The sequence below is a fragment of the Microbacterium sp. SORGH_AS_0862 genome (genome assembly GCF_030818795.1).
Lineage (GTDB): Bacteria > Actinomycetota > Actinomycetes > Actinomycetales > Microbacteriaceae > Microbacterium.
Map to the genome: position 1 here is coordinate 3,340,038 of NZ_JAUTAY010000001.1, position 25,213 is coordinate 3,365,250.

Here is a 25,213-nt window from a genome sequence, read left to right on the forward strand (position 1 = left end):
CCTCTCTTCCGCGGCAGCTGAGCGCCGCGGGGATCGTTCCAGGATAGGCGCAGCGGCGCGACGTGGCGCGGGTGCGGTCGGGGTGCCTCGTAGCATGGGACGGTGAACCCCCAGCTTCCCGACGCCGTCCTGTGGGACATGGACGGCACACTCGTCGACACCGAGCCCTACTGGATGGCGGCCGAGGGCCCTCTCGTCGCTGAGTACGGCGGTGTCTGGACCCATGAACAGGCACTGGGGATGGTCGGTCTCGGGCTCGACGACGCGGCGCGTCTTCTTCAGGACGCGGGCGTCCGCCTTCCCGAACATCAGATCATCGACACCCTGACCGCGCGTGTCATGCAGTCGCTGCGGGAGGACGGCGTGCCCTTCCGCCCCGGGGCCCGGGAGCTGCTGGCCAGTCTGCGCGCGGCGGGAGTGCGCACGGCCCTCGTGACAATGTCGCTGCGTCGGATGGCGGATGCGGTGGTCGAGCTCATCGACTTCGACGCCTTCGACCTCGTGATCGCCGGAGACGAGGCCACACGTCCGAAGCCGTTCCCGGACCCGTACCTCCAGGCCTGCGCGTCACTCGGCGTGGATCCGGCCCGTACCGTCGCGATCGAGGACTCGCCCAACGGACTGCGCTCCGCGGTCGCAGCCGGAACCGTGGCCCTGGGCGTTCCCCACATGGTCTCGCTCGAGGGCGTCGGTGCCGCCGCCCTGTGGCCCACGCTGGCCGAGACCGGCGCCGGCGACATCGCGCGCCTGTTCACCGCACATCACGAATTCGAGGACGTCGCACGATGACCACTCCCGCCTCCGCTCCCCGCGGCCCTTTCCGTTTCGGCGACCGCATCCAGCTGACCGGACCGAAGGGCCGACTGCACACGATCACGCTGAAGGACGGCGGCGAGCTGCACACGCATCACGGCGTCCTGCGTCATCGCGATCTCGAGGGGCTGCCGGACGGCTCCGTCGTCGCCAACAGCGGCGGTCACGAGTACCTCGCTCTGCGCCCGCTGCTTCGCGACTTCGTCATGTCGATGCCACGCGGCGCGGCGATCGTCTACCCGAAGGATGCGGCGCAGATCGTCGCGCAAGCCGACATCTTTCCCGGGGCGGTCGTCGTCGAAGCCGGTGTCGGGTCGGGTGCGCTCGCGCTCTGGCTCCTGCGCGGAGTCGGAGCCGCGGGACGGCTCACGTCGTTCGAACGGCGGGAGGACTTCGCCGAGGTCGCGCGTGCCAATATGGAGACCTTCCTCGGGTCCGTGCCCGAGAACTGGGCCCTCGAGGTCGGGGATCTCGTCGAGCGCCTGCCCGAAGCGGTCGAACCGGCATCCGTCGACCGCGTCGTGCTGGACATGCTGGCACCCTGGGAGTGCATCGATGTGGTCGCCGATGCCCTCGCGCCCGGTGGTGTGGTCATCTGCTATGTCGCCACCGCCACGCAGCTCAGCCGGGTCGCGGAGTACATCCGCCACACGGAGCTCTTCACGGACCCTGAGGCGAGCGAGACGCTCGTGCGCGGCTGGCACGTCGAGGGACTGGCCGTGCGCCCGGATCACCGCATGGTCGCCCACACCGGGTTCCTGCTGACGGCGCGGCGACTCGCCCCGGGAGCCGTGCTCCCCGAGCAGAAGCGGCGCGCATCCAAGTCGAGCTACAGCGACGAGGATGTGGAGCTGTGGACGCCCGGCGCGGTGGGGGAGCGGCAGATCACCGACAAGAACCTTCGCAAGCGCGTGCGCGAGGCGCAGCGTGCGGCCGCAGGTGCACGCCAGGCGGCGGCGGAGGACGACACCGACGAGCACGTAGACTGATCCGGTGCGCAGACTTCCCGCCGCGGCCGCCGCAGTCGGCCTGATGACCCTGGCCCTCGTCGGATGCTCGTCGTCGACAGCATCGGGCTGTGACCGCCCGGACTCGCTCGGCGGGATCGGCTCGCTCGTCACCGTCTCCGGGGACGACAGCAACGTCGCGCCCACGGTGCAGGTCTCCTCGCCGGTCAAGATCGACGGCGTGCAGTACGACGATCTCGTGACCGGGGATGGCAGCGCCATCGTCTCCGACAACCAGGTGGTGGACGTGGGCTTCACCCTCGCCGACGCGACGAATGGCGAGGTCCTGGCCGCGGAGGGATATGGGCAGCCGCTCTACCTGCCGCTGACGGGTCTCACGCAGGCGATGCCGGGGATCAAGAGCGCGCTGGAGTGCGCGACCGGCGGCTCGCGGATCGTCGTGGGTCTCGCCGGCGACCAGGTCGAGCCCGGATTCCTCGAGCAGCTGCGGCTCGCCGAGGGCACCCCGCTCGTCGCTGTCCTGGATCTGCGCTCCGTCATGCTCTCGGCGGCCGACGGCGCGCCGCAGTACAACGACGCGCACGGCATGCCCTCCGTCGTGCTCACCGACGACGGCCACCCCGGGGTCGTGGTCCCCGACGGTTCCGCGCCGACCGAGCGTACGGTGGAGGTCCTGAAGAAGGGCGACCACGATGTGCCCGCCGACGGGTCCACCGTCGTCGTGAACGTGCTGCAGGTCGACTGGAAGAGCAAGCGCGTGACGAAGACCACGTGGGACGACAAGCCGGACGCGGTCACGCTCGGCGGCGACTCCGTCGTCTCGCAGACGATCGCCGGCCTTCCGATCGGATCGCAGGTGCTGGTCGTCGAGCCGCCCGCCGACGCCTCCTCCGCCGCCTCGATCTACGTGATCGACATCCTCGGCGCGCTGGGCTGAGCCCCGCCCGCACCGCGCCGACGGGCAGTGGCGCGCCTAGGATATGGGGGTGCCCATGAACGAGACGAGTTCCGTCGCGCCCGAGGAGCGCCTGGTGAACCTCGCCGTCGCTCTCATGGCCACGGAGCAGGGGCTCACCAAGGACACCATCCTCCGCTCGGTGTCGGGCTACAGGGAACAGGCGGAATCCGGCGCGTCGAAGACCGCTCTGGAGAAGATGTTCGAGCGTGACAAGGAGAACCTGCGCGCGCTGGGCGTCCCGATCGAGACGATCGGCGATCACGCCGATCCCGACGACCTCCGCGAGGCCCGCTATCGTGTGCCGACGGCGGAGTACGCGCTGCCCGAAGACATCACGTTCACACCGGCGGAGATCGCCCTGCTGAACCTTGCGGGCACGGTCTGGAGCGAGAACAGCATGTCGCTGCCGGCGCGGAGCGGACTGCGGAAGATCCGTGCGCTGGGCAATGAGGTCGACGCGGAGATCGTCGGCTATGCACCGCGCATCAGCGTGCGCGACACGGCGTTCGCTCCGCTCCAGCGCGCCATCGAGCAGGCTCGTGTCGTCTCGTTCACTTATGTGCGTCCGGGGGAGTCGACGGCTCGGCGCCGCCGTGTGCGACCGCTCGCCCTCGTCGAGTACGAAGCACGCTGGCACGTCTACGGCACGGATGTCACGCTCGGCGCGGAGCGCACGTTCCTGCTGTCCCGCATCACCGACGCCGTTCAGATCACCAAGGAGGGCTTCGATCCCTCCTTGCGTGCGGGCGCCGGCGAGCGCGCCCTGCGCGAACTCCAGGAGCTTGCGGCACGACAGGAGGCCCTCGTCGAAGTGCATCCCGGGACCGAGGCGGCTCTTCGTCTCTCACGCCGAGGCCGCTCCGCCGCGCAAGGCATCCTGGTGCCGTACGTCGATGCGCACATCCTCGCGGACGAGCTCGCCTCCTACGGTCCGGAAGCGCGTGTCGTGGACCCGCCCCAGCTCCGGGAGCTCGTGGTCGAGCGGCTGCGCGCGGTGATCGCGCTGCATGGAGAACGCTCATGAGTGCCTCGCGTCCGCTGGTGGCCACCGAGCGCGCTGCGTTGATCATGCAGCTGGTGCCCTACCTTCTCGAGCGCGGCGACGTATCGCTGGAAGAGGCGGCGCGGGACTTCGAGGTGAGTCCCGCGCAGATGCGGGGAATGGTCGAGAAGCTGACGGTCATCGGCCGTCCGGGAGAGGGCGGCTTCTGGTCGCTGCCCGGGGATCTGTTCGACATCGACTGGGACCTCCTCGACTCGCAGGACCCGTGTCGCCCTGACCCACACGGTCGGCCTCGAGCGCACGCCTCGCCTGACGGCACGAGAGGCCGCGGCGCTGCTCGCCGGGCTGCAGCTCACGGGCTCGCTGCCCGGGGTGAGCGATTCCGCCCTTCTCGAAGGGCTTCTCGCGAAGCTCGCACGCGGCGCGGCGGCGGCACCGGCCGACGTCATCGTCGCCCCTGCTCCCGTCGACCAGGTGCGCGAGCGCGTCGACGAGGCGCTGCGTCGCGGGCGCGCCGTCTCGTTCGCGTACAAGACCCCGGATGCGGCTGCGACGACTCGCACGGTCGACCCGGTGAAGGTCCACATCGCCGACGGACAGTGGTATCTGCAGGGCTGGTGCCATCTGCGCCAGGCGACGCGCACGTTCCACCTCGACCGCGTCTCCGACGTCGAGGTGACCGGCATCCCGGTGACCCACGGGGCAGATCCTCTGCCGGCACTGTTCGACACGCTGCAGGGCGACATCGTCGCGCGTCTGCGGTTTCCCGAGGCGGTCGCGCCCCTCCTGGGGGAGTTCCTGTCACACGCCGAGATCGAGATCTCAGGCGGCATGGCGACCGCCACCGTCCGCCTGGCGGACGAGGGTGTGCTGCGGCGGCTCGCGGCCCGCCGCGCGGGCGATGTCGAGATCCTGGCGCCGGAGGCCGCCCGACGAGCCGCCGCATCCTGGGCGCACGCAGGCCTGGCGCAGTACGAACACTCCGACTGACCCCCGACCCGGTCGCAGATGCGCGGGTTACACTGGGGAGACCTCGAACTTTTGGAGATCTCCATGGGCGCTTTCGGTTGGCCGCACCTGCTGGTCATCCTCGCGGTGATTCTGCTCCTCTTCGGCGCTGCCAAGCTGCCGGCTCTGGCCAAGAGCGTGGGACAGTCCGCCCGGGTGTTCCGCGGCGAGATGAAGGCTATGAAGGAAGACGACGCCGCAGCGTCGACGACCGCGACGACCGCCGCGCCGGCTCCGACGCCGGCAGAGTCCGCTCCGAAGGCCCCCGACACGGGGACTTCGCCCGATACTCGCGCCTGACCCGTCGTGACGGCCCCGGCCTCGCCCATCACGGGAGCTGAAGAACCGCGCCGCGAGAAGCGCATGTCGCTGGGGCAGCACCTCATCGAGCTGCGGCGCCGCCTGATGATCGCGGCCATCGCGCTCGTTGCGGCGATGATCGTGGCCTTCTTCGTGACGGACCCGATCCTCGATTGGCTCACAGGACCGATCCGCATCGTCGCAGAGCAGCGCGGCGACAACTTCGCAGCTCTGAACTTTCCCACGGTGACCTCCGCGTTCGAGATGCGGATGCGCATCGCGGTGACGATCGGCATCTTCCTGTCCGCACCCGTCTGGCTGTGGCAGATCTGGGCGTTCGTCATGCCCGGGCTCACCCGCAAGGAGATCCGTTACACGATCGGTTTCGTCGCTGCGGCGATCCCGCTCTTCTTCGCCGGCTGCTACGTCGCCGTTCTGGTCATGCCGCACGTCATCGAAGTCATGTGGAGCTTCACGCCGGAGGGCGCGGTGAACTTCTACTCCGCGTCCGAGTACTACGACTTCATCTTCAAGCTGATGATCGTCATCGGAATCTCCTTCGTCCTGCCCGTGTTCCTCGTCGCGCTGAACCTCGCCGGCATCATGTCGGGCATGGCCATCCTCAAGGGCTGGCGCGTCGCGGTGCTTCTGGCGACGGTCTTCGCCGCGGTCGCCACCCCCGCTGCGGACGTGGTCAGCATGCTTCTGCTGGGCGCGATCCTGATCGTGCTGTTCTTCGCGGCGGCCGGTCTGTCCATGATCTTCGACCGCCGCCGACGGAAGCGTGAGAACGCCCTTTTGGACACCACGCTGTGACGGAGCCCTCCGCCGCTGAGAGATTCGCCGCCGCACAGTCGCGGGCGTCCCATCCCGAGACCGCCGCGTTCGCGGCTGCGCAGCGCTTCGAGCTCGATCCGTTCCAGCTCGAGGGATGCGCATCCCTCGAGGAGGGCAGGAGCGTCCTCGTGGCGGCCCCGACCGGCGCGGGCAAGACGATCGTCGGCGAGTTCGCCATTCATCTGGCGATGCTGACATCGCGTGACAAGGCCTTCTACACGACGCCGATGAAGGCACTGTCGAACCAGAAGTTCCGCGAGCTCACCGAGGTCTACGGGCCCGAGAACGTCGGGCTTCTCACCGGCGACACCAACATCAACGGCAACGCGCGCATCGTGGTCATGACGACAGAGGTGCTGCGCAACATGCTCTACGCGGGCTCGTCGGCACTCCGCGACCTCCGCTTCGTCGTGATGGATGAGGTCCACTACCTGGCGGATCGCTTCCGCGGAGCGGTCTGGGAAGAGGTCATCATCCACCTCCCCGAGAGCGTACGACTGGTCTCGCTGTCGGCGACCGTGTCGAACGCCGAAGAGTTCGGCGACTGGCTGGACACCGTGCGCGGCGAGACGGACATCATCGTCTCCGAGACCCGTCCGGTGCCTCTCGAACAGCACGTCCTCGTGCGGGGCGACCTGCTGCCGCTGTTCGACGACCGTGCCGGGGTCGCCGCGGCTCAGGTGAATCAGGAACTGCTCCGCATCCGCTCCGGTGGGGGACCGGGGCACGAGCGCAAGCGCTACGGTCAGCAGGCACGACGGGATGCGGACGCGCACCGCCGTCCGCATCGGCACGGGACCAAGCAGCTGCGCTCCGGCAACGCCCGGCGACTCGAGCGCATCGACCGGCCCGAGGTCGTCGATCTGCTGGGGCGGGCGAACCTGCTCCCCGCGATCTTCTTCATCTTCTCCCGCGCGGGGTGCGATGGGGCCGTGCAGCAGGTGCGACGTTCGGGACTTCGTCTCACGGACGCCGACGAACGGCGTGCGATCAGAGAGATCGTGGAGGAGCGCACGCGCAATCTGCCGGACGAGGATCTCGCCGTTCTCGGCTTCTGGGAGTGGCGCGAGAACCTCGAACGGGGCGTCGCAGCCCACCACGCCGGGCTCCTGCCCGCGTTCAAGGAGATCGTCGAGGAGCTGTTCCGCCGAAAGCTCGTGAAAGTCGTCTTCGCCACGGAGACGTTGGCCCTGGGCATCAACATGCCGGCCCGCACCGTCGTGCTCGAGAAGCTCGAGAAGTTCAACGGCGAGACGCGTGTCGCCATCACCTCGGGCGAGTACACGCAGTTGACCGGCCGCGCCGGGCGTCGTGGCATCGACGTCGAGGGGCACGCGGTGGTGCAGTGGAGCGAGTCGATGGACCCCCAGGCCGTCGCGGCGCTCGCGTCGCGACGCACCTACCCGCTGAACTCGAGCTTCCGGCCCACCTACAACATGGCGGTCAACCTGATCGACCAGTTCGGCCGAGCCAGGGCCCGGGAGATCCTCGAGTCCTCGTTCGCGCAGTTCCAGGCCGACCGCTCCGTCGTCGGGCTTGCCCGGGAGGTGCGAGCGGCGGAGGAGTCCCTCGCGGGCTACCGCGAAGCGATGACCTGCGATCGTGGCGACTACGCTGAGTACGCGCAGTTGCGTCAGGAGGTCTCCGAGCTGGAGAAGCTCGGGCGCAAGGACGCCAACGCCTCCCGTGCAACCCGCGACGAGCGTACGCGCCGCATCCAATCGCTTCGCCGCCGGCTCCAGCATCACCCGTGTCACTCCTGTCCGGAGCGCGAATCGCACGCGCGGTGGGCGGAGCGGTATCTCAAGCTGAACAAGCGCGTGGAACGCATGCGCGGCCAGATCTCCTCACGCACCGGCACGGTCGCGCGCATCTTCGATCGCGTCGTGGACGTCCTGAGCGAGCTAGACTATGTCGCTCCCGACGACGACGGACGCACCATCCTGACCGCATCGGGTCGACGGATGCGGCGCATCTACGGAGAGCGCGACCTTCTGGTGGCGGAGTCACTGCGCACCGGCATCTGGGATCGTCTGGACGCGCCGTCGCTGGCAGCGCTGGTGTGCGCTCTCGTGTACGAGCCCCGACGAGATGAGGCGGGGGTGGGGGAGCGGGGCCTGCCCCGCGGTGCCTTCCGCACCGCCCTCACCGCGACAGAGGATCTGTGGCAGCGCCTCGACGACCTCGAGCGCGACCACCACCTTCCCGGATCCGCGCCGCCGGCGGCCGGGCTGTCGCAGGCGATGTACTCGTGGGCTCGGGGGTCGATCCTCGATCGCGTGCTCACGGAGGCCGACATGGCGGCCGGCGACTTCGTGCGGTGGGCCAAGCAGACGATCGACCTGCTCGATCAGCTCTCGCTCGTGGCCGACGCGCCCCTGGCGACGACCGCGCGCACCGCGCTCGACGCGGTCCGCCGCGGCATCGTCGCGTACGCCGGCGTCTGACGGCGGACGCCCGGCCGGCTCGGCTTAGGCTGGAGATCGTGCCGAGACCGCGTGCCCTCCTTCCGCTGTGGGCCGCCGTGCTCGCATCCGTGCTCGGCGGTCTCGCCCTCACGACGGCGTTCCCGGCGTTGAGCTGGTGGCCGATGGTGTTCGTCGCGATCCCGCTCGCACTCGTCTCGCTCATCGGCCGCAGCGCGGGCGGCGCGTTCCTCGTCGGAACCTCCTACGGAGCCGCGTTCTTCCTCGTCAACGTCTCCTTCACCGCTCGCTATCTGGGACCCGTGCCCTGGCTCGCGCTGTCGGTGCTCGAAGCTGTCCTGACCGGCGCTGCCGCCGTCCTCATCGCCTGGGCGTATCGGTGGGTCCCGCAGGCACTGCGGGCCACCTGGCCTCGCCTCACCGTGCTACCTCTCCTCGTCGCAGGCCTCTGGGTGCTGCGCGAGCAATGGGTCGGAACGTTCCCGTACGGCGGCTTCCCCTGGGGAAGAGTGGGCGTGACGCAGGTCAACGGCCCGTTCGCCCCGCTCCTGTCGTGGATCGGGATGTCGGGTGTCGGCTTCGTCATCGTCCTGCTGTGCGCCGCGGCGATCGAGTATGTGCGGGTGCGCAGGTTCACGGACATCCGCACGCCCGTCCCGGTCGTGCTCGTCGCCGTGATCGCGTTCGCGATGCCCGCGTTCGACACCGCCGCCGCCGGTACGTTGCGCATCGGGTCGGTGCAGGGAAACGGCCCCGCGGGCTACTTCGACCAGCGCACGCGGGGTGCGCTCCTCGACGCCCAGATGAAGGCCACCGAGGCGATCGCGGACGATCGTATGGATCTGCTCGTCTGGCCCGAAGGCGGCATCGATTCCGATCCGACGGCCAACCGGACCACGGCCGCCACGCTGGATGCGCTGTCGAATCGCATCGGCGCACCTCTCCTCGTCAACGCGGCCACGGCTCGCGGCGATCGCTACTTCAACACGTCGATGCTGTGGCAGCCGGGGAAGGGCGTCGTCGCGTCCTACGACAAGATCCATCCAGTGCCGTTCGGCGAGTACGTCCCCGATCGTTCCTTCTTCGCCGCGTTGGCGCCGGATCTCATCAACCTCATCCAGCGGGAGTACACCCCGGGCACCGCCGAACCTGTCGTCGAACTCGGTGACACCCCGATCGGCCTCGCCATCTGCTTCGACGTGATCTACGACGACGTGATCTGGGCGGCCTCCGACGGCGGCGCGCAGGTGTACATCTACCAGACCAACAACGCGGACTTCCGCGGGACCGATGAGAATCTTCAGCAGCTGGCGTTCGCGCGCGCTCGGGCGATCGAGACCGGACGAGCCGTCGTGAACATCTCGACCGTGGGGACGAGCCAGGTGATCGCGCCCTCCGGCGAGGTCATCGACGGCATCGCCGCCGACACCGCCGGTGCGATGGTGACCGAGGTTCCGCTGCGCACCGGCACGACCGCCGCAATGGTGCTCGGCCCGGCTCTGCACGCCGTGTTCGCATGGGGGAGCCTGGTCGCGCTCCTGGGAGCGGGACTCGCGGCGCGGCTGCGCGCACCACGCCGGGAGCGCGGATAACGAAGAAGGCGCCGCACCCGCGGGGTGCGGCGCCTTTCGAAGAGAATGCGGTCAGGCCGTCTTCTTGGTGACGTCGTCGCCGGCGCCGCGGCGGGCGCGCACGAAGGCGAGACGCTCTTCCAGCAGCTCCTCGAGCTCCGGGATGGTGCGGCGCTCGAGCAGCATGTCCCAGTGGGTACGTGCGGCCTTGTCGTCGCTGTGGTCGACGGAGACGGTCTGCTCGCCCACGCGCAGCAACGCCTCTCCGCCGCACGCGCGGCATTCCCAGGTCTGCGGCGGCTCAGCGTCTGCCGCGAAAGTCAATGTGGTCTCTTTCGAACATACGCTGCAGACGTAGGTCTGCTGCGCGCGCTCATGAAAAACGACGCCCTCTTCGCTCTGTAGGCTCTGGGCGCCGAGTCGGATGCCGCGAAGACTGCGGTCTGCCATTGTGTGGTCCTCTCGTCGCGTGGTGCTTACCCGGTATAACGCGTCGAGGTGGGAGGATCATCCGAGGCGGCTATGACGGAGCACAACTCACAGTCTATCTTCAGCGACCAGGGCCGAGAATCCGCAGCGCGAGTTCGGCGCGGTCGGTCACCAGGCCGTCGACCCCCATCCCGATCAGGCGTCGCATGTCGGCCTCGTCGTTGACGGTCCACACGTGGACTTCCACGCCCGCGTCATGGGCGGCATCAAGGAAGCGCGGCGTGACCACACGGATGCGATTCTGGTATTCCGGCACCTGGAGGGCGTCGATGCCCGCCAGTGTACGACGCACGAGCCCACGGGAACCGGTGACCGCGGCCGCGGCGACGCGCGCGACCAGCGTCGCGCCGGCGGATGTGGCGGGCTGGAGAGCCGGGCGAGCGCGCGCCGCCGCCGCGAGAGCGGTTCGGCGCCGGCGCTCCGAGAAGCTCGTCAGCAGGACGCGCTCAGCCGCGCTCGCGGCGAGGCGGCCCGCGGGTTCGGCGGCCGCATCCGCTTTGACGTCGATGTTGAAGCGCACGTCGGGGAAGCTCTGCAGCGCCTGTTCGAAGCTCGCGAGTCCACCACGGTCGGCCATGAGCTCTTCGAGCTCCCGCAGCGTGACATCGCGAATCAGACGGGGGTCTCCGGCCACCCGCGAGAGGTCGTCGTCGTGGAAGAGGACGACTTCTCCGTCACGTGTCAGATGACAATCCGACTCCACGTAGACGGCGCCCGCGGCATGAGCGGCGGCGATCGCTGCGAAGGAGTTCTCGACCATCTCGGGGCTTCCCACGGGCACGAGTCCTCGATGAGCGAGGACCCGCGGGCGAGGTGTGCCACTCAGGTACGGATGCGTCACGGCGCCCACGTTATCGCGCGCGACGCCGAGCGGGGATTGGTAGGGTCGGGTGTCGCCCCGATGCGCCGTTTCGGCGCGCGGCGATGCCTTTTCGCGCCAGATTCAGGAGTGCCCGTGACCGATTCGCTCACCCCCCTCGCCGCCGGTTCCCTCGCCGGCAAGACCGCCCTCGTGACCGGATCGTCGCGCGGTATCGGAGCCGACACCGTGCGCTACTTCGCGCAGGCCGGCGCGAATGTCGTGATCAACTTCCGGAACAAGGCGCCGCGCGCCGAGAAGCTCGCCGCACAGCTGCGCGAACTCGGGGTGCAGGTTCTCGTGGTCGGAGCGGATCTGACGGATGAGGCGTCCGTTACGGCGATGTTCTCGGAGGTGGAGCAGACGTTCGGATCGCTCGACATCCTCGTGCTCAACGCCTCCGGAGGCATGGAGGGCGGCATGGCCGCGGACTACGCGCTGCAGCTGAACCGGGATGCACAGGTGCGTGTGCTGGAGACCGCGCTGCCTCTGCTGGGGTCGGGTTCGCGCGTCGTCTTCGTCACGAGCCACCAGGCGCACTTCATCCACACGTCGCCCACCATGCCCGAGTACGAGCCGGTCGCGCTCTCCAAGCGCGCCGGTGAGGATGCGCTTCGCGAGCGGATCCCCGGCCTTTTCGAGCGCGGCGTCGAGTTCGTGGTCGTCTCGGGCGACATGATCGAGGGCACCATCACCGCGACGCTCCTGGAGCGCGCGAACCCCGGCGCCATCGCGTCGCGCCGAGAGGATGCCGGAAAGCTCTACAACGTGTCGGAGTTCGCGGCAGAGGTCGCTCTCGCGGCGGTGGAGCCGGTGCCCGCGGACAACACGCGCCTCGTGGGGGAGACCAGCTCTTTCGTCGCCGAGTGATGAGCATGCAGAACGCCCCCGGTTCCGAGGATCCGGGGGCGTTCTCGCGTTGTTTTCAGGCGCGGCCGAAGGAGAATGCGCGAACGATCTGGATGATTCCCAGGATGACGAGCGAGGCGCCGACGAACAGCCAGAGCAGCGCGACGTAGAGCGGCGAGAACACGAGGATGACGCCCGCGATGAGGCTCATCACCGCGAAGAAGATGGTCCATCCCCGCGACGCGCTGTTGCCCAGTGTCGTCAAGGCGACGACGCCTTCCACGATCCAGGTGATGCCGATGAAGACCCCGACGAAGATCGCGAGGAACACCGTGGTGTCGCCGAGGTTGGCGAGCGCGATGATGCCCGCCGCAACGAACAGCAGACCGAGCACGATATGACCCACACGGGACCATCCGCCGAGGGTCTTCGAGAAGATGCCGAGACCCGCGTACACCAGGCCGGACGCGATGGCGTAGACGGCGATGATCGCGGTTCCCACGGCTGCCGTCTTCAGCGGCCATACGAGGATGAGGATACCGACGATGAGGGCGATCGCGCCGCCGATGCCGAAGGCGGTGCGGATGCCGTTGACGAAGGTCTTGTCGGCGCTGGGAGTAACGGTCTCGGACATGTCCTACTCTTTCTGAGAAGAAGCTGAGTGTACGAATCCACCGTAGCGCGGTGAAGCGATGTAGGGGAGTGGCGACCGACTCGCTGCGTCACAGCAGCAGTACGATCCCCAGCAGCACGGGCACGCTCCCGAGGGTCGTGAGGAAGATCGTGTCGCGCGCGACGGACTCGCCGACGGCGTAGCGCTGGGCGTAGTTGAAGACGTTCTGCGCCGTCGGCAGAGCCGCCAGCACCGTGACGACGAGGACTTCGTGAGCCGAGAGCCCGAAGAGCGTCGCCAACGCCCACGCTGCAGCGGGCATCGCGAACAGTTTCAGTACGCTCGCAATCAGGACCTCACCGCGGCGGCCGGCATCCGCCAGGACGCGCTGACCGTGGAGCGAGATCCCGTAACTGATCAGGAGGACGGGAACGCACGCGTTGGCAATCAGCAGCGCCGGCTCCAAGACGATTGTCGGGAGCGAGACGCCCGAGATCGACACGAGCGTTCCGAGCGCCGAACCGATCACGATGGGATTGCGGGCGGTCCGGCCCAACACGCGCCAGAAGGACCTGGTGCCGGTGGTGGCGGCATCCAGGATGGCCAGCGCGATCGGCGTCAACAGGAGCAGCTGCATCAGGATGACGGGCGCCGGGTATGCGGCGCTGCCCAGCAGGTACAACGACAGGGGGATACCGATGTTGTTGGAGTTGACCTGACCGGCCGACAGCGAGGAGATCGTCGCATCCGCCACGCTGCGTCGCCATATGAAGCGAGACAGGAGCCACTGCAGCCCGATGATCATCGCTGCGGCGGCCGTCGACACCGGAAGCAGCGCGGAGAAGAGAGTCGTGATGTCCGCCTGGCTGAGCACGGTGAAGAGGAGGAACGGCGAGAGCACGTAAAACGTGAGCCGACTCAGGACATGCCGTGCGTGAGGGCCGAGGAGGTCGACGCGCCCGATGATGTAGCCGACGATGATGGCGGTTCCGACGACGGCGAATCCGGTCAACGTCTCCAGCACACCTTCAGCCTATGGTGCGCCTGTGCGCGGAGCCGATTGCTCGGACAGACTCCGAGGACCGGGCGGTCGTTGATCGGTTCATGTGTGCGTCTCGCCGCAATTGCCGATAATGCACATTATGTCATTATGGGAGCTGTGGCGTAAGCCTGTGACGGTTCGACCTACTCCCCGGCGCACCTCGCGCAGAGCGTGACCGACGCGCAGTCCGCTCGCGCGTCGGTCAGTCAGTCCCGCCGGCTCGCGCCGAGGTCGACGCCCATCTGCACGCGGAGCCCGAACCGGTCCAGCCCGAGTCTCGTCTCCGTCTCGACGAGCATGCGGTGGAAGTCGTCGGTCGGCTCCTCGATCACGAATCCGGCGGATGCGTAGAACGGCGCGTTCCAGGGGACGTCGGCGAACGTCCGCAGCGTCAGCCTGTCGTAGCCGGCATTGCGCGCCGCATCCTTGGCCGCTTCGACGAGCGCGCGTCCGATGCCGCGACCGCCGAAGGCCGGGAGGACGGACACCTGCTCGAGATGCGCACCCCCGTCGAACTCGAGAACGTGCACGAAACCGACGACGGCGCTGTCCTCCCCCTCCGCGACCAGGATGATCCCTCCGTCGGCGAGCCGCTCGGCATCCGTCGGCGCGGGGTGCCACTGATCCGGTTGGAGCAAGTCCACCAGGAGTGCGTCGGCCTCATTCTCGACTCGCTCGAGGTGCGGGAGGTCGGCCGCGACGGCGGGGCGGATCTGCACGGACATCCCTTCATCGTATGACGGAGACGCGGCCGACTACTCTCGAGCACATGTCCTCCGATCCCACCCCCGCCACCCGACGGGTCGAGTTCGATCTGCGAAAGCCGCGCTTCGCCCTGTACTCCGTGCGACCGACCGTCGTGATCGGCGGCCGCGGGCAGCCCGCGCAATGGGGACGCGGCACGTGGCAGGTGTCGGCGACGGAGCCCGAGCGCATCGGCGTGTTTCTGTTCAACCGCGTCTGGAGATTCGGAACGGCAGTCATCGATCTCGAACCCGGCGCGCAGGTGCCACTGGTCTACCGCGCGCCGCTCTTTCCGTTCGGTCGGGGGCGACTCTCCGCTGCGGCCACTCCCCTCCCCTGACGACGACTGTCGCCGCTGAGGTTTCACGAACGCCGCACGGATGTCGGACCCTGCGCATACGGTGACACGATGGTTCGTTACGTCTACTGCACTGCATCCACTCTCGACGGGTTCCTCGCCGATGACGCGGACAGCCTGGACTGGCTGCTCAACGTGCCCGGGGGCGACGGAGCCAGCGCCTTCGCCACATTCCTCGACGGCGTCGGCGCTCTCGTGATGGGATCGACGACCTTCGACTGGGTGCACCGGCACGAGAACCTGCACGACCACCCCGAGCGCTGGCGTAGCGCCTACGCCGAGCGCCCCGCGTTCGTCTTCAGCTCACGTCAGGTCGCACCGGTTACGGGGGCCGATATCCGACACGTCCACGGAACCGTCTCGTCGCACCTCGCGGACATCGAAGCGGCGGCCGCGGGACGAGATGTCTGGATCGTCGGCGGCGGTGACCTCGCGGGTCAGTTCGCCGACATCGGCCGTCTGGATCGCATCATCGTGACGTACGCTCCGGCGACCCTCGGATCGGGACGCCCCCTGCTGCCGCGACGGCTGGACTCCGCGCGATTGCGCGTCGAGGAAGCCGCCATGGACGGGCCCTTCGCGCAGGTCACGCTGTCGGTGTCACCGTGACCCAGTCTCCGAATTTCGGTACGCGACCGTCGCCCGACGACCGGCCGGTCAGCCGACGCTGAACCCAGGGACCCACGTGCGTGCGGTAGTACGCGAGGCCGGAGCTCGTGCGCGCGGCGGTCTCGGTCGGAAGCGACCACCACGAGGAATCCGGGGTCTCTCCAAGAGAGTCCAGCACGCGTGCCGCGACGCGATGATGGCCTCGCGCATTCATGTGCAGGCGGTCGTCCGACCAGTAGCCCCGTGACGACAGCTCGGTGTCGGGCCAGTTCAGAGCCTGGACGACGTCCGGACGGTGCTCGATGCGCGACACGACGGCGGCCGAGAGCTCGTCGCCGCGGCGCTGGATGAGACGGCCCATCGGCAGATGCGGCGCAGGATTCGCACCGCTGAGCACGATGAGGGTCACTCCCTCCTCGTCGCACCGACGCAGCACCTGGTCGAAGGCATCCGCCAGGTGCGAGATCGCGGTGCGCGGTCGCAGCATGTCGTTGCCGCCGCCGTTGAACGAGAGGTGAGTCGGCCGGAGCGCGAGCGCCGGTTCCAGTTGCTCGGCGACGATCGGCCAGATCAGCTTGCCGCGGATCGCGAGGTTCGCGTACGAGATTTCGTCACCGAGCGAATTCGCCCATCCCTGGGCGGTGAGGTCCGCCCAGCCGCGCACACGACCGTCCGGAAGCTCGTCCCCCACTCCCTCGGTGAAGGAATCGCCGATCGCGACGTACCGGATGTCGGGCACGCGTCCCCCTGTTCCGCCGGCTTCCTGCGCCCGACCTGTCGAGCCTACTCGCCGGCCTCGGCCAGCAGCTCGCGCACCCGCGGGGCGACCGCCGTGCCGTAGAGCTCGATGGAGTGCAGCATCTTCTCGTGCGCGAGCGTGCCGTTCGAGAACTTCAGATCGAACCGGTCGATACCAAGAGTACGGATGGTGGTCGCGAGCTTGCGCGCGACGGTCTCCGGCGATCCGGCGTACACGGCGCTTTCGGGCCCGACGTCGTTCTGGAACTGTGCGCGGCTGTACGGCGGCCAGCCACGCTCGCGTCCGATCGCGTTGCGGTTGGCCTCCATCGCCGGATACATCTCGTCCCACGCCTGCTCGTCCGTGTCGGCGATGTGGCCCGGCGAGTGGACGCCGACCGGCAGGCGATCCGCTCCCATCGAGTCACGCGTCCGGTGGAAGAGGTCGACATAGGGACGGAATCGTGCCGCCGCTCCCCCGATGATTGCCAGCATCAGCGCGTAGCCGTGGTGCGCCGCGCGCACGACGGACTCCGGCGAGCCACCCACGCCCACCCACGCGCGGAAGCCGTTCTCGGTCTTGGGGAACACGTCGGCATTGTTCAGAGCCGCGCGGGTACTCCCCTGCCAGGTCACCGGCGTCTCGTCGCGCAGCCTGCTGAACAGATCCAGGCGCTCGTCGAAGAGCACCTCGTAGTCGGCGAGATCGAACCCGAAGAGCGGGAACGACTCGATGAACGACCCGCGTCCGAGGATGACCTCCGCGCGGCCGTTCGAGACCGCATCCAGCGTCGCGAAACGCTCATACACGCGCACCGGGTCGTCGGAGGAGAGCACTGTCACAGCGGTGCCGAGATGGATGTCGCGGGTTCGGGCAGCAGCGGCAGCCAGAACGATCTCCGGGCTCGAGACGGCGAACTCCTTGCGGTGGTGCTCCCCCACGCCGAAGAATGCCAGCCCGACCTCGTCGGCACGCACCGCCTGCTCGACCACGTTGCGGATCGTCTGAGCGTCCGTCAGGGGCACACCGTGCTCGTCTGCGGTGACGTCACCGAAAGTGTCCAGCCCGAATTCCACGGTCATCGCGACCACCTTTCATTCAGACGGATACAACTCGCGGGCGGGCCTCACCATTCCCTCAGTGAGCACGCAGCGCGTCGCGCAGCGTGTCGAGGCCGACCCCGCCGATGTCGAGCGCGCGCTTGTGGAACTGCTTGATGGAGAACGCCTCGCCCTGCGCCTCACGCGCATCGTCGCGGATCTGCTCCCAGATGCGCTGACCGACCTTGTACGAGGGGGCCTGACCCGGCCATCCGAGGTAGCGGTTGACTTCGAACTGGATGAACGCGTCCGGCATGTTGACGTTCTGCCGCATGAAGGCGAGCGCGAAATCGTGGTCCCAGGTGCCGCCGCCGTCCGGGCGCTGCTTGCCCAGGTGCACACCGATGTCGAGGACCACACGGGCCGCCCGCATCCGCTGACCGTCGAGCATGCCCAGCCGGTCGGCGGGGTCGTCAAGGTATCCCAGCTGCTCCATGAGTCGCTCGGCGTACAGGGCCCAGCCCTCGGCGTGTCCGGAGGTGCCGGCCAGCAGACGCCGCCACGAGTTCAACTGCGCGCGGTTGTAGACGGCCTGCGCGATCTGGAGGTGATGTCCCGGAACCCCCTCGTGGTAGACCGTGGTGAGTTCGCGCCACGTGTCGAACTCGGTGACGCCCTCGGGGACCGACCACCACATACGGCCGGGTCGCGAGAAGTCGTCGGTCGGGCCGGTGTAGTAGATCCCACCCTCCTGCGTCGGGGCGATCATGCACTCGAGTCGGCGGATCGGCTCAGCGATGTCGAAGTGGGTGCGGCCGAGTTCGGCTACGGCGCGGTCACTCGTCGCCTGCATCCATTCCTGCAACGCCTGGGTGCCGTGCAGCTTGCGCGACGGATCCGCTTCGAGATGGGCGACGGCTTCTGCGACGCTGGCGCCGGGGAGGATCTCGTTCGCGATGGCCTCCTGCTCGGCGACCATCCGGGCCAGTTCCTCGATACCCCACTCGTAGGTCTCGTCGAGGTCGATCTCGGCACCCAGGAAGCGACGCGAGTGCAGAGCGTACAACTCGCGCCCCACCGCATCCTGCTCGCTCGCGACCGGGGCGAGCTCCGCCGAAAGGAATCTTGCAAGATCGTCGTACGCGACGCGGGCTGCGCCGGACTGATCGGCCAGCTCGCGAGCGAGGGATGCGGGCAGCTGCCCCTCGGCGGGCGCGGCATCGCCCGCGAAGCTCGCGAAGAATCCGGTCTCCGCGGTGTACCGCTCGATCTGGGCGACGACCTCCAGCACCTGCCGACGCGCGGGGACCGTGCCCGCTGCGATGCCCGCCCGGAGGGTGGCGATGTAGCCGTCGATAGCCCCGGGGAGTGCCTGCAGACGACGGGCGACGACTTCCCAGTCCTCCACCGTGTCGGTGGGCATGAGATCGAACACGGAACGGATGTCCTGCGCCGGCGACGCGATGACGTTGAGGTCTCGCAGGCCGGCCCGCGCATCGTGCAGCTCGAGGTCCAGGCGCAGCTCGCGCGACAGGTCAGCCTTCGTCACGCCGTCGATGTCGTCGAGGGGCGCGGTGGCTTCGAGCTGGTCGAGCGTGCGGCGAGCCGCGTCGGCGTAGCGCTCCGCCCCCTCGGGCGAGTAGTCCCCGAAACGGTCGTTGTACTCGAACCGGCCGATGTAGGTGGCGGTCGTGGGCGACAGCTCGGCCACGGTGTCGACCCACGTGTCGGCGATGGCGTCGATGGGAGTGGAGGGGCGAGACGTTTCACTCATGGTTTCGAGCCTACGCCGAGGGCCGTCACGCTTCAGTGCCCGGCCGCGTTCCAATCGGCACCGCGCCCGATCTGTACATCGAGCGGGACGGTGAGCTGCGCCGCATCCCCCATGCGCGCGCGCACGATCTGCTCAGCCTGGTCCCACTCCCCCGCGGCGACCTCGACGACAAGTTCGTCGTGGATCTGCAGGAGCACGCGCGAGGCCAGCCCCCGCTCCTGGAACTCCGCGTGGATGCGGAACAGGGCGATCTTCATGATGTCGGCCGCGCTGCCCTGGATCGGGGCGTTGAGCGCCGCACGCTCCGCATTCTCGCGCAGCACCCGGTTGGGGCTGGAGAGGTCGGGGAACGGACGGCGCCGCTTGAAGATCGTCTCGGTGTAGCCGTCTTCACGGGCCTTCTCGACGGACGCGCGCAGGTAATCGCGCACCGCACCGAAGCGCGCGAAGTACTCACCCATCAGCTGCTTCGCCTCGGACTGCTCGATGCGCAGCTGCTTCGAGAGCCCGAACGCAGACAGTCCGTAGACGAGGCCGTACGACATCGCCTTGACCTTCGTGCGCATCTGCGAGGTGACCTCGTCGGGAGCCACACCGAACACGCGCGCGCCGACGAAACGGTGCAGATCCTCCCCGGTGTTGAACGCCTCGATCAGCCCCGGGTCTTCCGACAGGTGCGCCATGATGCGCATCTCGATCTGCGAGTAGTCGGCGGTGAGAAGGGTCTCGTAGCCGGCGCCGACCTGGAAGGCGGAGCGGATGCGGCGGCTCTCCTCGGTGCGGATCGGGATGTTCTGCAGGTTCGGGTCCGTGCTCGACAGACGGCCCGTCTGCGAACCCGTCTGCAGATAGGTCGTGTGGATCCGCCCGTCGGATGCGATCGCGGCATCCAGCGTCTCGATGATCTGTCGCAGCTTCGTCGCTTCACGGTGCTGCAGCAGCAGATCGAGGAACGGATGCGGATGCGACTCCTGCAGATCGGCCAGGACGGCTGCATCCGTCGAGTAGCCCGTCTTCGTCTTGCGGGTCTTGGGCAGCTGAAGCTGCTCGAAGAGGACCTCCTGCAGCTGTTTGGGAGAACCGAGGTTCACCTCGCGGTCGATCGCCGCATATGCGCGCTGGGCCAAGCCGTCCGCACGCTCGGCGAGTTCGGTCGAGAACCCCGACAGCACGTCGTGCGACACCGCCACACCCGCGATCTCCATGTCCGCGAGGGCGAGCAGCGTCGGCAGCTCGATGTCGGTGAGGACCGACGACGGGCCTTCGCCCAGGGCGGCGCGCAGCGGCTCGGCCACGCGGAGCGTGTACCACGCGAGCTGACCGGGGGTGGCTCCCTCGGTCTCCGGCACGAGCTGGGACGGATCGGCCTCCGGGAGCTTCTCTCCGAGGTAGCGGTCGACGAGATCGCCGAGCGACTTGTCGGGAAGGCTCGGACGGATCAGCCAGCCGGCGAGGAGCGTGTCGAACGCCACGCCGGCGACCGTGAGTCCCGCGCGCCGCAGCGCCTTCACCTGCCCCTTGGCGTCGGTGAACGTCTTGGGCCGGTCGGAGGCGAGCCAGGGAGCGAGGGCTTCGGCGACGCCGTCGCTCCAGCCCGCCTCGATCACCCCGGAAGCGCGGGCGAGCCCGATGCGCACGGGCACCGAGGCACCCAAAACGACGGTCACTCCGACCTCTGCGTCTCCGGCCTCGTCGAGCCAGGCGGTGAGCATCGCGGGGTCTGCCGCCTCCACGGGCGCGGGGGCCGCGACGACGGGTGCCTCGTCGGCGACGGCGCCGGCCGCATCCGCTCCGGTCGCCTCGAACACGCGCGGCAGGAGCGTGCGGAACTCCAGCCGCGCGAAGATGTCGCGCACCCCCTGCGCGTCGATCGGACGCACGGCGAGGTCGTCCGGCGTCACGGGCAGCTCCACGTCTCGCAGGAGACGGTTGAGCGTGCGATTGCGACGCACGTCGTCGATGTGCTCGCGCAGGTTGTTGCCCACGACGCCGGTGATCTTGTCGGCGTTGGCCAGCAGCTCGTCGAGCGATCCCCACTGCGTGAGCCACTTCACGGCCGTCTTCTCGCCGACCTTGGGTACGCCCGGAAGATTGTCGCTCGTCTCCCCCACCAGAGCCGCGATCTCGGGGTACTGCTCGGGGGCCACGCCATAGCGCTCACGCACCGTCTCGGGTGTGTAGCGCTTGAGCTGCGAGACGCCCTGGACGCTCGGGTAGAGCAGCGTCACCTCGTCGGTCACGAGCTGGATGGTGTCGCGATCGCCGGAGCAGACGAGGACGTCGTAGCCCGCAGCGACGCCCTCGGTCGCCAGGGTCGCGAGGATGTCATCCGCCTCGATGTCTTCCTTCGTCAGCACCGTGACGTTCATGGCGCGCAGGCACTCCTGCAGCAGGGGGATCTGCCCGGAGAACTCCGGCGGGGTCTCGCTGCGCGTCGCCTTGTACTCGGGGTACTCCCGGGTTCGGAAGGAGACCCGCGAGGTGTCGAAGGCGACCGCCAGGTGTGTCGGCTTCTCGGCTTTCAACAGATTCACGAACATCGAGAGGAAGCCGTAGACCCCGTTGGTGTGCTGCCCGTCCTTCGTCGTGAAGTTGTCGACGGGAAGGGCGTAGAAGGCCCGGAAGGCGAGCGAATGGCCGTCGACGACCAGCAGAGTAGGCTTTTCGGAGTCCGTCACCCTGACAGCCTAGTAAGGCCTGCGGACACGACACCCCGGAACCCAGGAGCAGCATGACCGCGCCCGAGTACACGATCGATCCGCTGGAATGGGTGACGCGCCGCGGCACGGGCGCCCTCGCCGACAAGATGGGGCTCGAGTGGCTCGAGTTCACCGCGGAGCGCGGAATCGCACGCATGCCCGTCGAGGGCAACACCCAGCCCGTTGGTCTCTTCCACGGCGGGGCTTACGTCGTGCTCGGCGAATCGCTGGGTTCGATGCACGCGAACTATCTCGCGGGACCCGGGCGCCTCGCCGTCGGGGTCGACATCAACGCGACGCACACGCGGTCCGCCACGTCCGGATTCGTCACAGGAGTGTGCACTCCCCTGCACGTCGGACGCACGCTGATGGTGCACGAGATCGTCCTCTCGGACGACGCGGGGCGCCGCTGCTCGACCGTGCGCATCACGAACCTCGTGAAGGACACCGACGGCATCGCCTGATCCATCGGATCAGGCGATGAGCCTCACTTCTTCGGGGCGAGCTGCTCGATGATCGCCTTCGCGACATCCTGCATCGTCAGGCGGCGGTCCATCGACGCCTTCTGGATCCAGCGGAACGCCTCGGGCTCGCTCAGGCCCATCTTCTCGTTCAGCAGGCCCTTGGCCCGGTCGACGAGCTTGCGGGTCTCGAAGCGCTCGACCATGTCAGCGACCTCGGCCTCGAGCGTGATGATCTGCTCGTAGCGGGCCAGGGCGATCTCGATCGCGGGCAGCAGGTCGTTCGGCGTGAACGGCTTCACCACGTAGGCGAGCGCTCCGGCCTCGCTCGCGCGCTCCACGAGCTCCTTCTGACTGAAGGCGGTGAGGAGAACGACCGGCGCGATGTGGTTCTTGTTCAGCTTCTCCGCTGCGCTGATGCCGTCGAGCTGCGGCATCTTCACATCCATGATCACGAGGTCGGGACGCAGATCGGTCGCGAGCTGCACGGCGGTCTCACCGTCTCCGGCCTCGCCGACGACGTCGAAGCCGTTGTCGCGGAGGATCTCGACGATGTCGAGGCGGATCAGCGACTCGTCCTCTGCCACCACCACGCGGCGGGGGGCGGTCGGGTTGGTCGCGGCGGTTTCCTGCTCAGTCACCTTTGAATCCTACGGCACGCGGCCACCCCGCATCCGGATGCGACACCGCCCTCGCCCAGGATGCGGCCGGCCGGGGTCTGCGAGGCGATCTTCCGCCCCCGAGGAAACCGCGCGGCCGGACCGGACCTCCCGGCGGCGGGAAGCGGGCGAGCGGTGCGATAAAGTCGAATCCGGCCACGTGAGTGGCCGATTGCCGGCGTGGCGGAATGGCAGACGCGACCGACTCAAACTCGGTTACTCGAAAGGGTGTGTGGGTTCGACTCCCACCGCCGGCACCCAGCGGGAGACCCGCACCTCCCGCGGCACGGTCTCCCCCGCATCCGTGTCTCCCCCGCATCCGTGTCTCATTTGTGCACGTTGCTGGGGCCTCCCGCGTGAAGGGTTGAGACACGCATCCCTGTGCGGGCCGCCCCGGGTCCTTCGTGTCTCACTCATGCACGTTCCGGGAGCCTCCTGCGTGAAGGGTTGAGACACGCATCCCTGTGCGGGCCGCCCCGGGTCCTTCGTGTCTCACGCGTGCACGTTCCGGGAGCCTCCTGCGTGAAGGGTTGAGACACGCATCCCTGTGCGGGCCGCCCCGGGTCCTTCGTGTCTCACGCGTGCACGTTCCCCGGGCCTCCTGCGTGAAGGGTTGAGACACGCACCGCCGGGCTAGGGGCCGTGACGGCTCCGTGTCGCACTTGTGCACGCTCGCGCCCCCGGGAACGTGAAGGGTTGAGACACGCATCCCTGTGCGGGCTGCCTTGGGTCCTTCGTGTCTCACTCGTGCACGTTCTCGGGGCCTCCCTCGTGAAGGGCTGAGCCGCGCATGCCTGCGTCGCGCACCGCAAGCCGCACCAGACCTGCAGGCGTCGCACAGCAGAAGGGACCTCCCCCGGTGGGGAAGGTCCCTTCTGTGCACCTCGCGGGTTACTCGCCCGACCAGATCGGGGCGCGGCCGTTGACGGCGTCGCCGATCTTGTGGATGCGGATGTCGTTCGTCGACCCGGCGATTCCGGGAGGGGAACCGGAGATCACGACGACCTTGTCACCCTCCTTCGCCAGGCCCTTGGAGAGGAAGAACTCGTCCACCTGCATGAACATGTGGTCGGTGTGCGGCACGTGCTCCACCAGCGCGGACTGGATGCCCCACGTGACGGCCATGCGGCGGCGGATCGCCGGGTCCGGCGTGAACGCCATCATCGGGATGCTGGGACGCAGGCGCGACATGCGGCGGGCGGTGTCGCCGGACTCGGTGAAGATGCAGAGCCAGCTCGCCTCGACGAACTGAGCGACCTCCATCGCGGCGAGGGTGATCGCGCCACCCTGCGTGCGCGGCTTCGTGTTCAGCGGAGCGATGCGGTCGAGACCGTGCTCCTCCGTGGAGGCGACGATGCGCGCCATCGTCTCGACGACGCCGACCGGATACTTGCCGACGCTCGTCTCGCCGGAGAGCATGACCGCATCCGCACCGTCGAGGACGGCGTTGGCGACGTCGCTCGTCTCGGCGCGAGTGGGAACCGGGTTCTCGATCATGGACTCGAGCATCTGTGTGGCCACGATGACGGGCTTCGCCATCCGGCGGCACAGCTCGACCGCGCGCTTCTGCACGATCGGGACGGCCTCCAGCGGGAGCTCCACACCGAGGTCGCCACGAGCGACCATGATGCCGTCGAAGGCGTCGATGATCTCCTCGAGGTTGTCGACCGCCTGCGGCTTCTCGATCTTGGCGATGACCGGCACACGCCGACCCTCTTCCGCCATGATCTCGTGCACGCGGTTGACGTCCTCCGCGTTGCGGACGAACGACAGGGCGATGATGTCCGCACCCGCGTTCAGACCCCAGCGAAGATCCGCCTCGTCCTTCTCCGAGAGCGCAGGGACGTTGACGGCCACGCCGGGCAGGTTGATGCCCTTGTTGTTGGAGACGGGGCCGGCGACGATGACCTTCGTGGTGACGACGGTGCCGTCGGTCTCGACGACCTCGACGCGCACCTTGCCGTCATCGATCAGGAGGAAGTCGCCCGGCTTGACGTCCTGCGGCAGGCCCTTGAAGGTCGTCGAGACGATCTCCTTGGTACCCAGGATGTCCTCGACCGTGATCTTGAAGATGTCACCCACGGCGAGCTCGTGTGGTCCATCGGCGAACTTGCCGAGGCGGATCTTGGGCCCCTGCAGGTCGACGAGGATCGCGACGGCGGAGCCGGCGTCCTCCGCGGCACGGCGCACGTTCGCGAAGTTCGCGTCGTGGACCGAGTAGTCACCATGACTGAGGTTGAGGCGGGCGACGTTCACACCTGCGTCGATGATCGCGCGGACCATCTCATAGGAGGAAGTTGCCGGGCCTAGGGTTGCGACGATTTTCGCGCGTCTCATCCGAGTTCGAACTCCGGGTCTTTTAGCGATGAAGGGGATGCAGGTTCAGCCTACGCG

At 68.3% G+C, this 25,213-nt stretch carries 24 protein-coding genes, 1 tRNA gene and 2 pseudogenes; 16 read left to right on the forward strand and 11 right to left on the reverse strand.

Annotation, left to right across the window (positions count from 1 at the left end; all coding sequences use genetic code 11):
- Positions 1-102: 102 nt before the first annotated feature.
- From QE377_RS16470 to lnt, 11 genes and pseudogenes are all read left to right on the forward strand, one after another.
- Complete coding sequence (locus QE377_RS16470; RefSeq protein WP_307325437.1) at positions 103-789, forward strand: HAD family phosphatase; 687 nt, start codon at positions 103-105, stop codon at positions 787-789.
- A complete protein-coding gene (locus QE377_RS16475; RefSeq protein WP_307325440.1) occupies positions 786-1,802 on the forward strand; it encodes a tRNA (adenine-N1)-methyltransferase in 1,017 nt (338 codons plus the stop codon). The genes QE377_RS16470 and QE377_RS16475 overlap by 4 nt, the downstream gene beginning before the upstream one ends.
- A 4-nt stretch (positions 1,803-1,806) precedes the next feature.
- Positions 1,807-2,718, forward strand: a complete 912-nt coding sequence (locus QE377_RS16480; RefSeq protein ID WP_307325442.1) for a hypothetical protein — start codon at positions 1,807-1,809, stop codon at positions 2,716-2,718.
- Between the two features lie 55 nt (positions 2,719-2,773).
- Positions 2,774-3,763 carry a YafY family protein gene (locus QE377_RS16485; RefSeq protein WP_307326071.1) on the forward strand — a complete coding sequence of 330 codons (990 nt, stop codon included), beginning with the start codon at positions 2,774-2,776 and terminating at the stop codon, positions 3,761-3,763.
- A 44-nt stretch (positions 3,764-3,807) separates the two neighbouring features.
- A pseudogene (locus QE377_RS16490) lies at positions 3,808-3,924 on the forward strand (FeoC-like transcriptional regulator); the annotation flags it as partial.
- A 127-nt stretch (positions 3,925-4,051) separates the two neighbouring features.
- Positions 4,052-4,099: pseudogene (locus tag QE377_RS16495) on the forward strand (hypothetical protein); the annotation flags it as partial.
- Positions 4,100-4,114: 15 nt separating this feature from the next.
- Positions 4,115-4,732 (forward strand): WYL domain-containing protein, encoded by a 618-nt coding sequence (locus tag QE377_RS16500; RefSeq protein ID WP_307325445.1) that lies wholly within the window; start codon positions 4,115-4,117, stop codon positions 4,730-4,732.
- 63 nt (positions 4,733-4,795) lie between these two features.
- A complete protein-coding gene (gene tatA, locus QE377_RS16505) occupies positions 4,796-5,050 on the forward strand; it encodes a twin-arginine translocase TatA/TatE family subunit (RefSeq protein ID WP_307325448.1) in 255 nt (84 codons plus the stop codon).
- 63 nt (positions 5,051-5,113) lie between these two features.
- Positions 5,114-5,866, forward strand: a complete 753-nt coding sequence (tatC, locus tag QE377_RS16510; protein ID WP_307326073.1) for a twin-arginine translocase subunit TatC — start codon at positions 5,114-5,116, stop codon at positions 5,864-5,866.
- A complete protein-coding gene (locus tag QE377_RS16515; RefSeq protein WP_307325450.1) occupies positions 5,863-8,334 on the forward strand; it encodes an RNA helicase in 2,472 nt (823 codons plus the stop codon). Before tatC ends, QE377_RS16515 begins: the two co-directional genes overlap by 4 nt.
- Before the next feature lie 38 nt (positions 8,335-8,372).
- Positions 8,373-9,905, forward strand: a complete 1,533-nt coding sequence (lnt, locus tag QE377_RS16520) for an apolipoprotein N-acyltransferase (RefSeq protein WP_307325453.1) — start codon at positions 8,373-8,375, stop codon at positions 9,903-9,905.
- Between the two features lie 51 nt (positions 9,906-9,956).
- Here the strand turns inward: lnt and QE377_RS16525 are convergent, their stop codons facing one another.
- A complete protein-coding gene (locus tag QE377_RS16525) occupies positions 9,957-10,334 on the reverse strand; it encodes an RNA polymerase-binding protein RbpA (protein WP_137417009.1) in 378 nt (125 codons plus the stop codon).
- Between the two features lie 100 nt (positions 10,335-10,434).
- Entirely contained in the window at positions 10,435-11,214 is a 780-nt protein-coding gene (locus QE377_RS16530) for a glycerophosphodiester phosphodiesterase family protein (RefSeq protein ID WP_307325461.1), read from the reverse strand.
- A 114-nt stretch (positions 11,215-11,328) separates the two neighbouring features.
- Here QE377_RS16530 and QE377_RS16535 point away from each other — a divergent pair, with 114 nt between their 5' ends.
- Positions 11,329-12,102 (forward strand): SDR family oxidoreductase, encoded by a 774-nt coding sequence (locus tag QE377_RS16535; RefSeq protein WP_307325464.1) that lies wholly within the window; start codon positions 11,329-11,331, stop codon positions 12,100-12,102.
- A gap of 55 nt (positions 12,103-12,157) precedes the next feature.
- Here the strand turns inward: QE377_RS16535 and QE377_RS16540 are convergent, their stop codons facing one another.
- The 3 genes from QE377_RS16540 to QE377_RS16550 form a co-directional block, all read right to left on the reverse strand.
- Complete coding sequence (locus QE377_RS16540; protein WP_307325466.1) at positions 12,158-12,715, reverse strand: HdeD family acid-resistance protein; 558 nt, start codon at positions 12,713-12,715, stop codon at positions 12,158-12,160.
- A gap of 88 nt (positions 12,716-12,803) precedes the next feature.
- Positions 12,804-13,718 carry an AEC family transporter gene (locus QE377_RS16545; protein ID WP_307325469.1) on the reverse strand — a complete coding sequence of 305 codons (915 nt, stop codon included), beginning with the start codon at positions 13,716-13,718 and terminating at the stop codon, positions 12,804-12,806.
- 224 nt (positions 13,719-13,942) lie between these two features.
- Positions 13,943-14,461 (reverse strand): GNAT family N-acetyltransferase, encoded by a 519-nt coding sequence (locus tag QE377_RS16550; RefSeq protein WP_307325472.1) that lies wholly within the window; start codon positions 14,459-14,461, stop codon positions 13,943-13,945.
- Positions 14,462-14,505: 44 nt separating this feature from the next.
- On the opposite strand from QE377_RS16550, the gene QE377_RS16555 reads away from it, so the two are divergent.
- Positions 14,506-14,820, forward strand: coding sequence for a hypothetical protein (locus QE377_RS16555; protein WP_307325475.1), 315 nt, complete (start codon positions 14,506-14,508; stop codon positions 14,818-14,820).
- Positions 14,821-14,889: 69 nt separating this feature from the next.
- Positions 14,890-15,447, forward strand: a complete 558-nt coding sequence (locus tag QE377_RS16560; RefSeq protein WP_307325477.1) for a dihydrofolate reductase family protein — start codon at positions 14,890-14,892, stop codon at positions 15,445-15,447.
- Here the strand turns inward: QE377_RS16560 and QE377_RS16565 are convergent.
- From QE377_RS16565 to polA, 4 genes are read right to left on the reverse strand one after another with little or no spacing between them, the layout of a single operon-like run.
- Positions 15,425-16,186 carry an SGNH/GDSL hydrolase family protein gene (locus QE377_RS16565; protein ID WP_307325479.1) on the reverse strand — a complete coding sequence of 254 codons (762 nt, stop codon included), beginning with the start codon at positions 16,184-16,186 and terminating at the stop codon, positions 15,425-15,427. The two genes, QE377_RS16560 and QE377_RS16565, sit on opposite strands and share 23 nt — an antisense overlap.
- A gap of 44 nt (positions 16,187-16,230) precedes the next feature.
- The gene (locus QE377_RS16570; protein ID WP_307325481.1) at positions 16,231-17,268 is read right to left on the reverse strand and encodes an LLM class flavin-dependent oxidoreductase; all 1,038 of its coding nucleotides are present in this window, start codon (positions 17,266-17,268) and stop codon (positions 16,231-16,233) included.
- Between the two features lie 55 nt (positions 17,269-17,323).
- Positions 17,324-19,000: a DUF885 domain-containing protein gene (locus tag QE377_RS16575; protein ID WP_307325483.1), complete on the reverse strand. Its 1,677-nt coding sequence runs from the start codon at positions 18,998-19,000 to the stop codon at positions 17,324-17,326.
- A 32-nt stretch (positions 19,001-19,032) separates the two neighbouring features.
- Positions 19,033-21,678, reverse strand: a complete 2,646-nt coding sequence (polA, locus tag QE377_RS16580; RefSeq protein ID WP_307325486.1) for a DNA polymerase I — start codon at positions 21,676-21,678, stop codon at positions 19,033-19,035.
- Positions 21,679-21,731: 53 nt separating this feature from the next.
- On the opposite strand from polA, the gene QE377_RS16585 reads away from it, so the two are divergent.
- The gene (locus QE377_RS16585) at positions 21,732-22,163 is read left to right on the forward strand and encodes a hotdog fold thioesterase (RefSeq protein ID WP_307325488.1); all 432 of its coding nucleotides are present in this window, start codon (positions 21,732-21,734) and stop codon (positions 22,161-22,163) included.
- A gap of 23 nt (positions 22,164-22,186) precedes the next feature.
- Here the strand turns inward: QE377_RS16585 and QE377_RS16590 are convergent, their stop codons facing one another.
- A complete protein-coding gene (locus QE377_RS16590; protein WP_137416998.1) occupies positions 22,187-22,801 on the reverse strand; it encodes an ANTAR domain-containing response regulator in 615 nt (204 codons plus the stop codon).
- A gap of 192 nt (positions 22,802-22,993) precedes the next feature.
- Between QE377_RS16590 and QE377_RS16595 the strand changes: the two genes are divergently transcribed.
- A tRNA-Leu gene (locus tag QE377_RS16595) sits at positions 22,994-23,076 on the forward strand.
- Positions 23,077-23,710: 634 nt separating this feature from the next.
- Here QE377_RS16595 and pyk read toward each other — a convergent pair.
- Complete coding sequence (gene pyk, locus QE377_RS16600) at positions 23,711-25,156, reverse strand: pyruvate kinase (protein ID WP_137416997.1); 1,446 nt, start codon at positions 25,154-25,156, stop codon at positions 23,711-23,713.
- Positions 25,157-25,213 lie beyond the last annotated feature (57 nt).

Bases quoted from the DNA above. Each gene is read 5' to 3' on its own strand.
- QE377_RS16555 (WP_307325475.1), top strand. From the start codon at position 14,506: ATGTCCTCCGATCCCACCCCCGCCACCCGACGGGTCGAGTTCGATCTG.
- QE377_RS16525 (WP_137417009.1), bottom strand. From the start codon at position 10,334: ATGGCAGACCGCAGTCTTCGCGGCATCCGACTCGGCGCCCAGAGCCTA.
- tatA (WP_307325448.1), top strand. From the start codon at position 4,796: ATGGGCGCTTTCGGTTGGCCGCACCTGCTGGTCATCCTCGCGGTGATT.
- QE377_RS16475 (WP_307325440.1), top strand. From the start codon at position 786: ATGACCACTCCCGCCTCCGCTCCCCGCGGCCCTTTCCGTTTCGGCGAC.
- QE377_RS16585 (WP_307325488.1), top strand. From the start codon at position 21,732: ATGACCGCGCCCGAGTACACGATCGATCCGCTGGAATGGGTGACGCGC.
- QE377_RS16560 (WP_307325477.1), top strand. From the start codon at position 14,890: ATGGTTCGTTACGTCTACTGCACTGCATCCACTCTCGACGGGTTCCTC.
- QE377_RS16540 (WP_307325466.1), bottom strand. From the start codon at position 12,715: ATGTCCGAGACCGTTACTCCCAGCGCCGACAAGACCTTCGTCAACGGC.
- pyk (WP_137416997.1), bottom strand. From the start codon at position 25,156: ATGAGACGCGCGAAAATCGTCGCAACCCTAGGCCCGGCAACTTCCTCC.
- QE377_RS16570 (WP_307325481.1), bottom strand. From the start codon at position 17,268: ATGACCGTGGAATTCGGGCTGGACACTTTCGGTGACGTCACCGCAGAC.
- QE377_RS16550 (WP_307325472.1), bottom strand. From the start codon at position 14,461: ATGTCCGTGCAGATCCGCCCCGCCGTCGCGGCCGACCTCCCGCACCTC.
- QE377_RS16575 (WP_307325483.1), bottom strand. From the start codon at position 19,000: ATGAGTGAAACGTCTCGCCCCTCCACTCCCATCGACGCCATCGCCGAC.
- tatC (WP_307326073.1), top strand. From the start codon at position 5,114: ATGTCGCTGGGGCAGCACCTCATCGAGCTGCGGCGCCGCCTGATGATC.
- QE377_RS16485 (WP_307326071.1), top strand. From the start codon at position 2,774: ATGAACGAGACGAGTTCCGTCGCGCCCGAGGAGCGCCTGGTGAACCTC.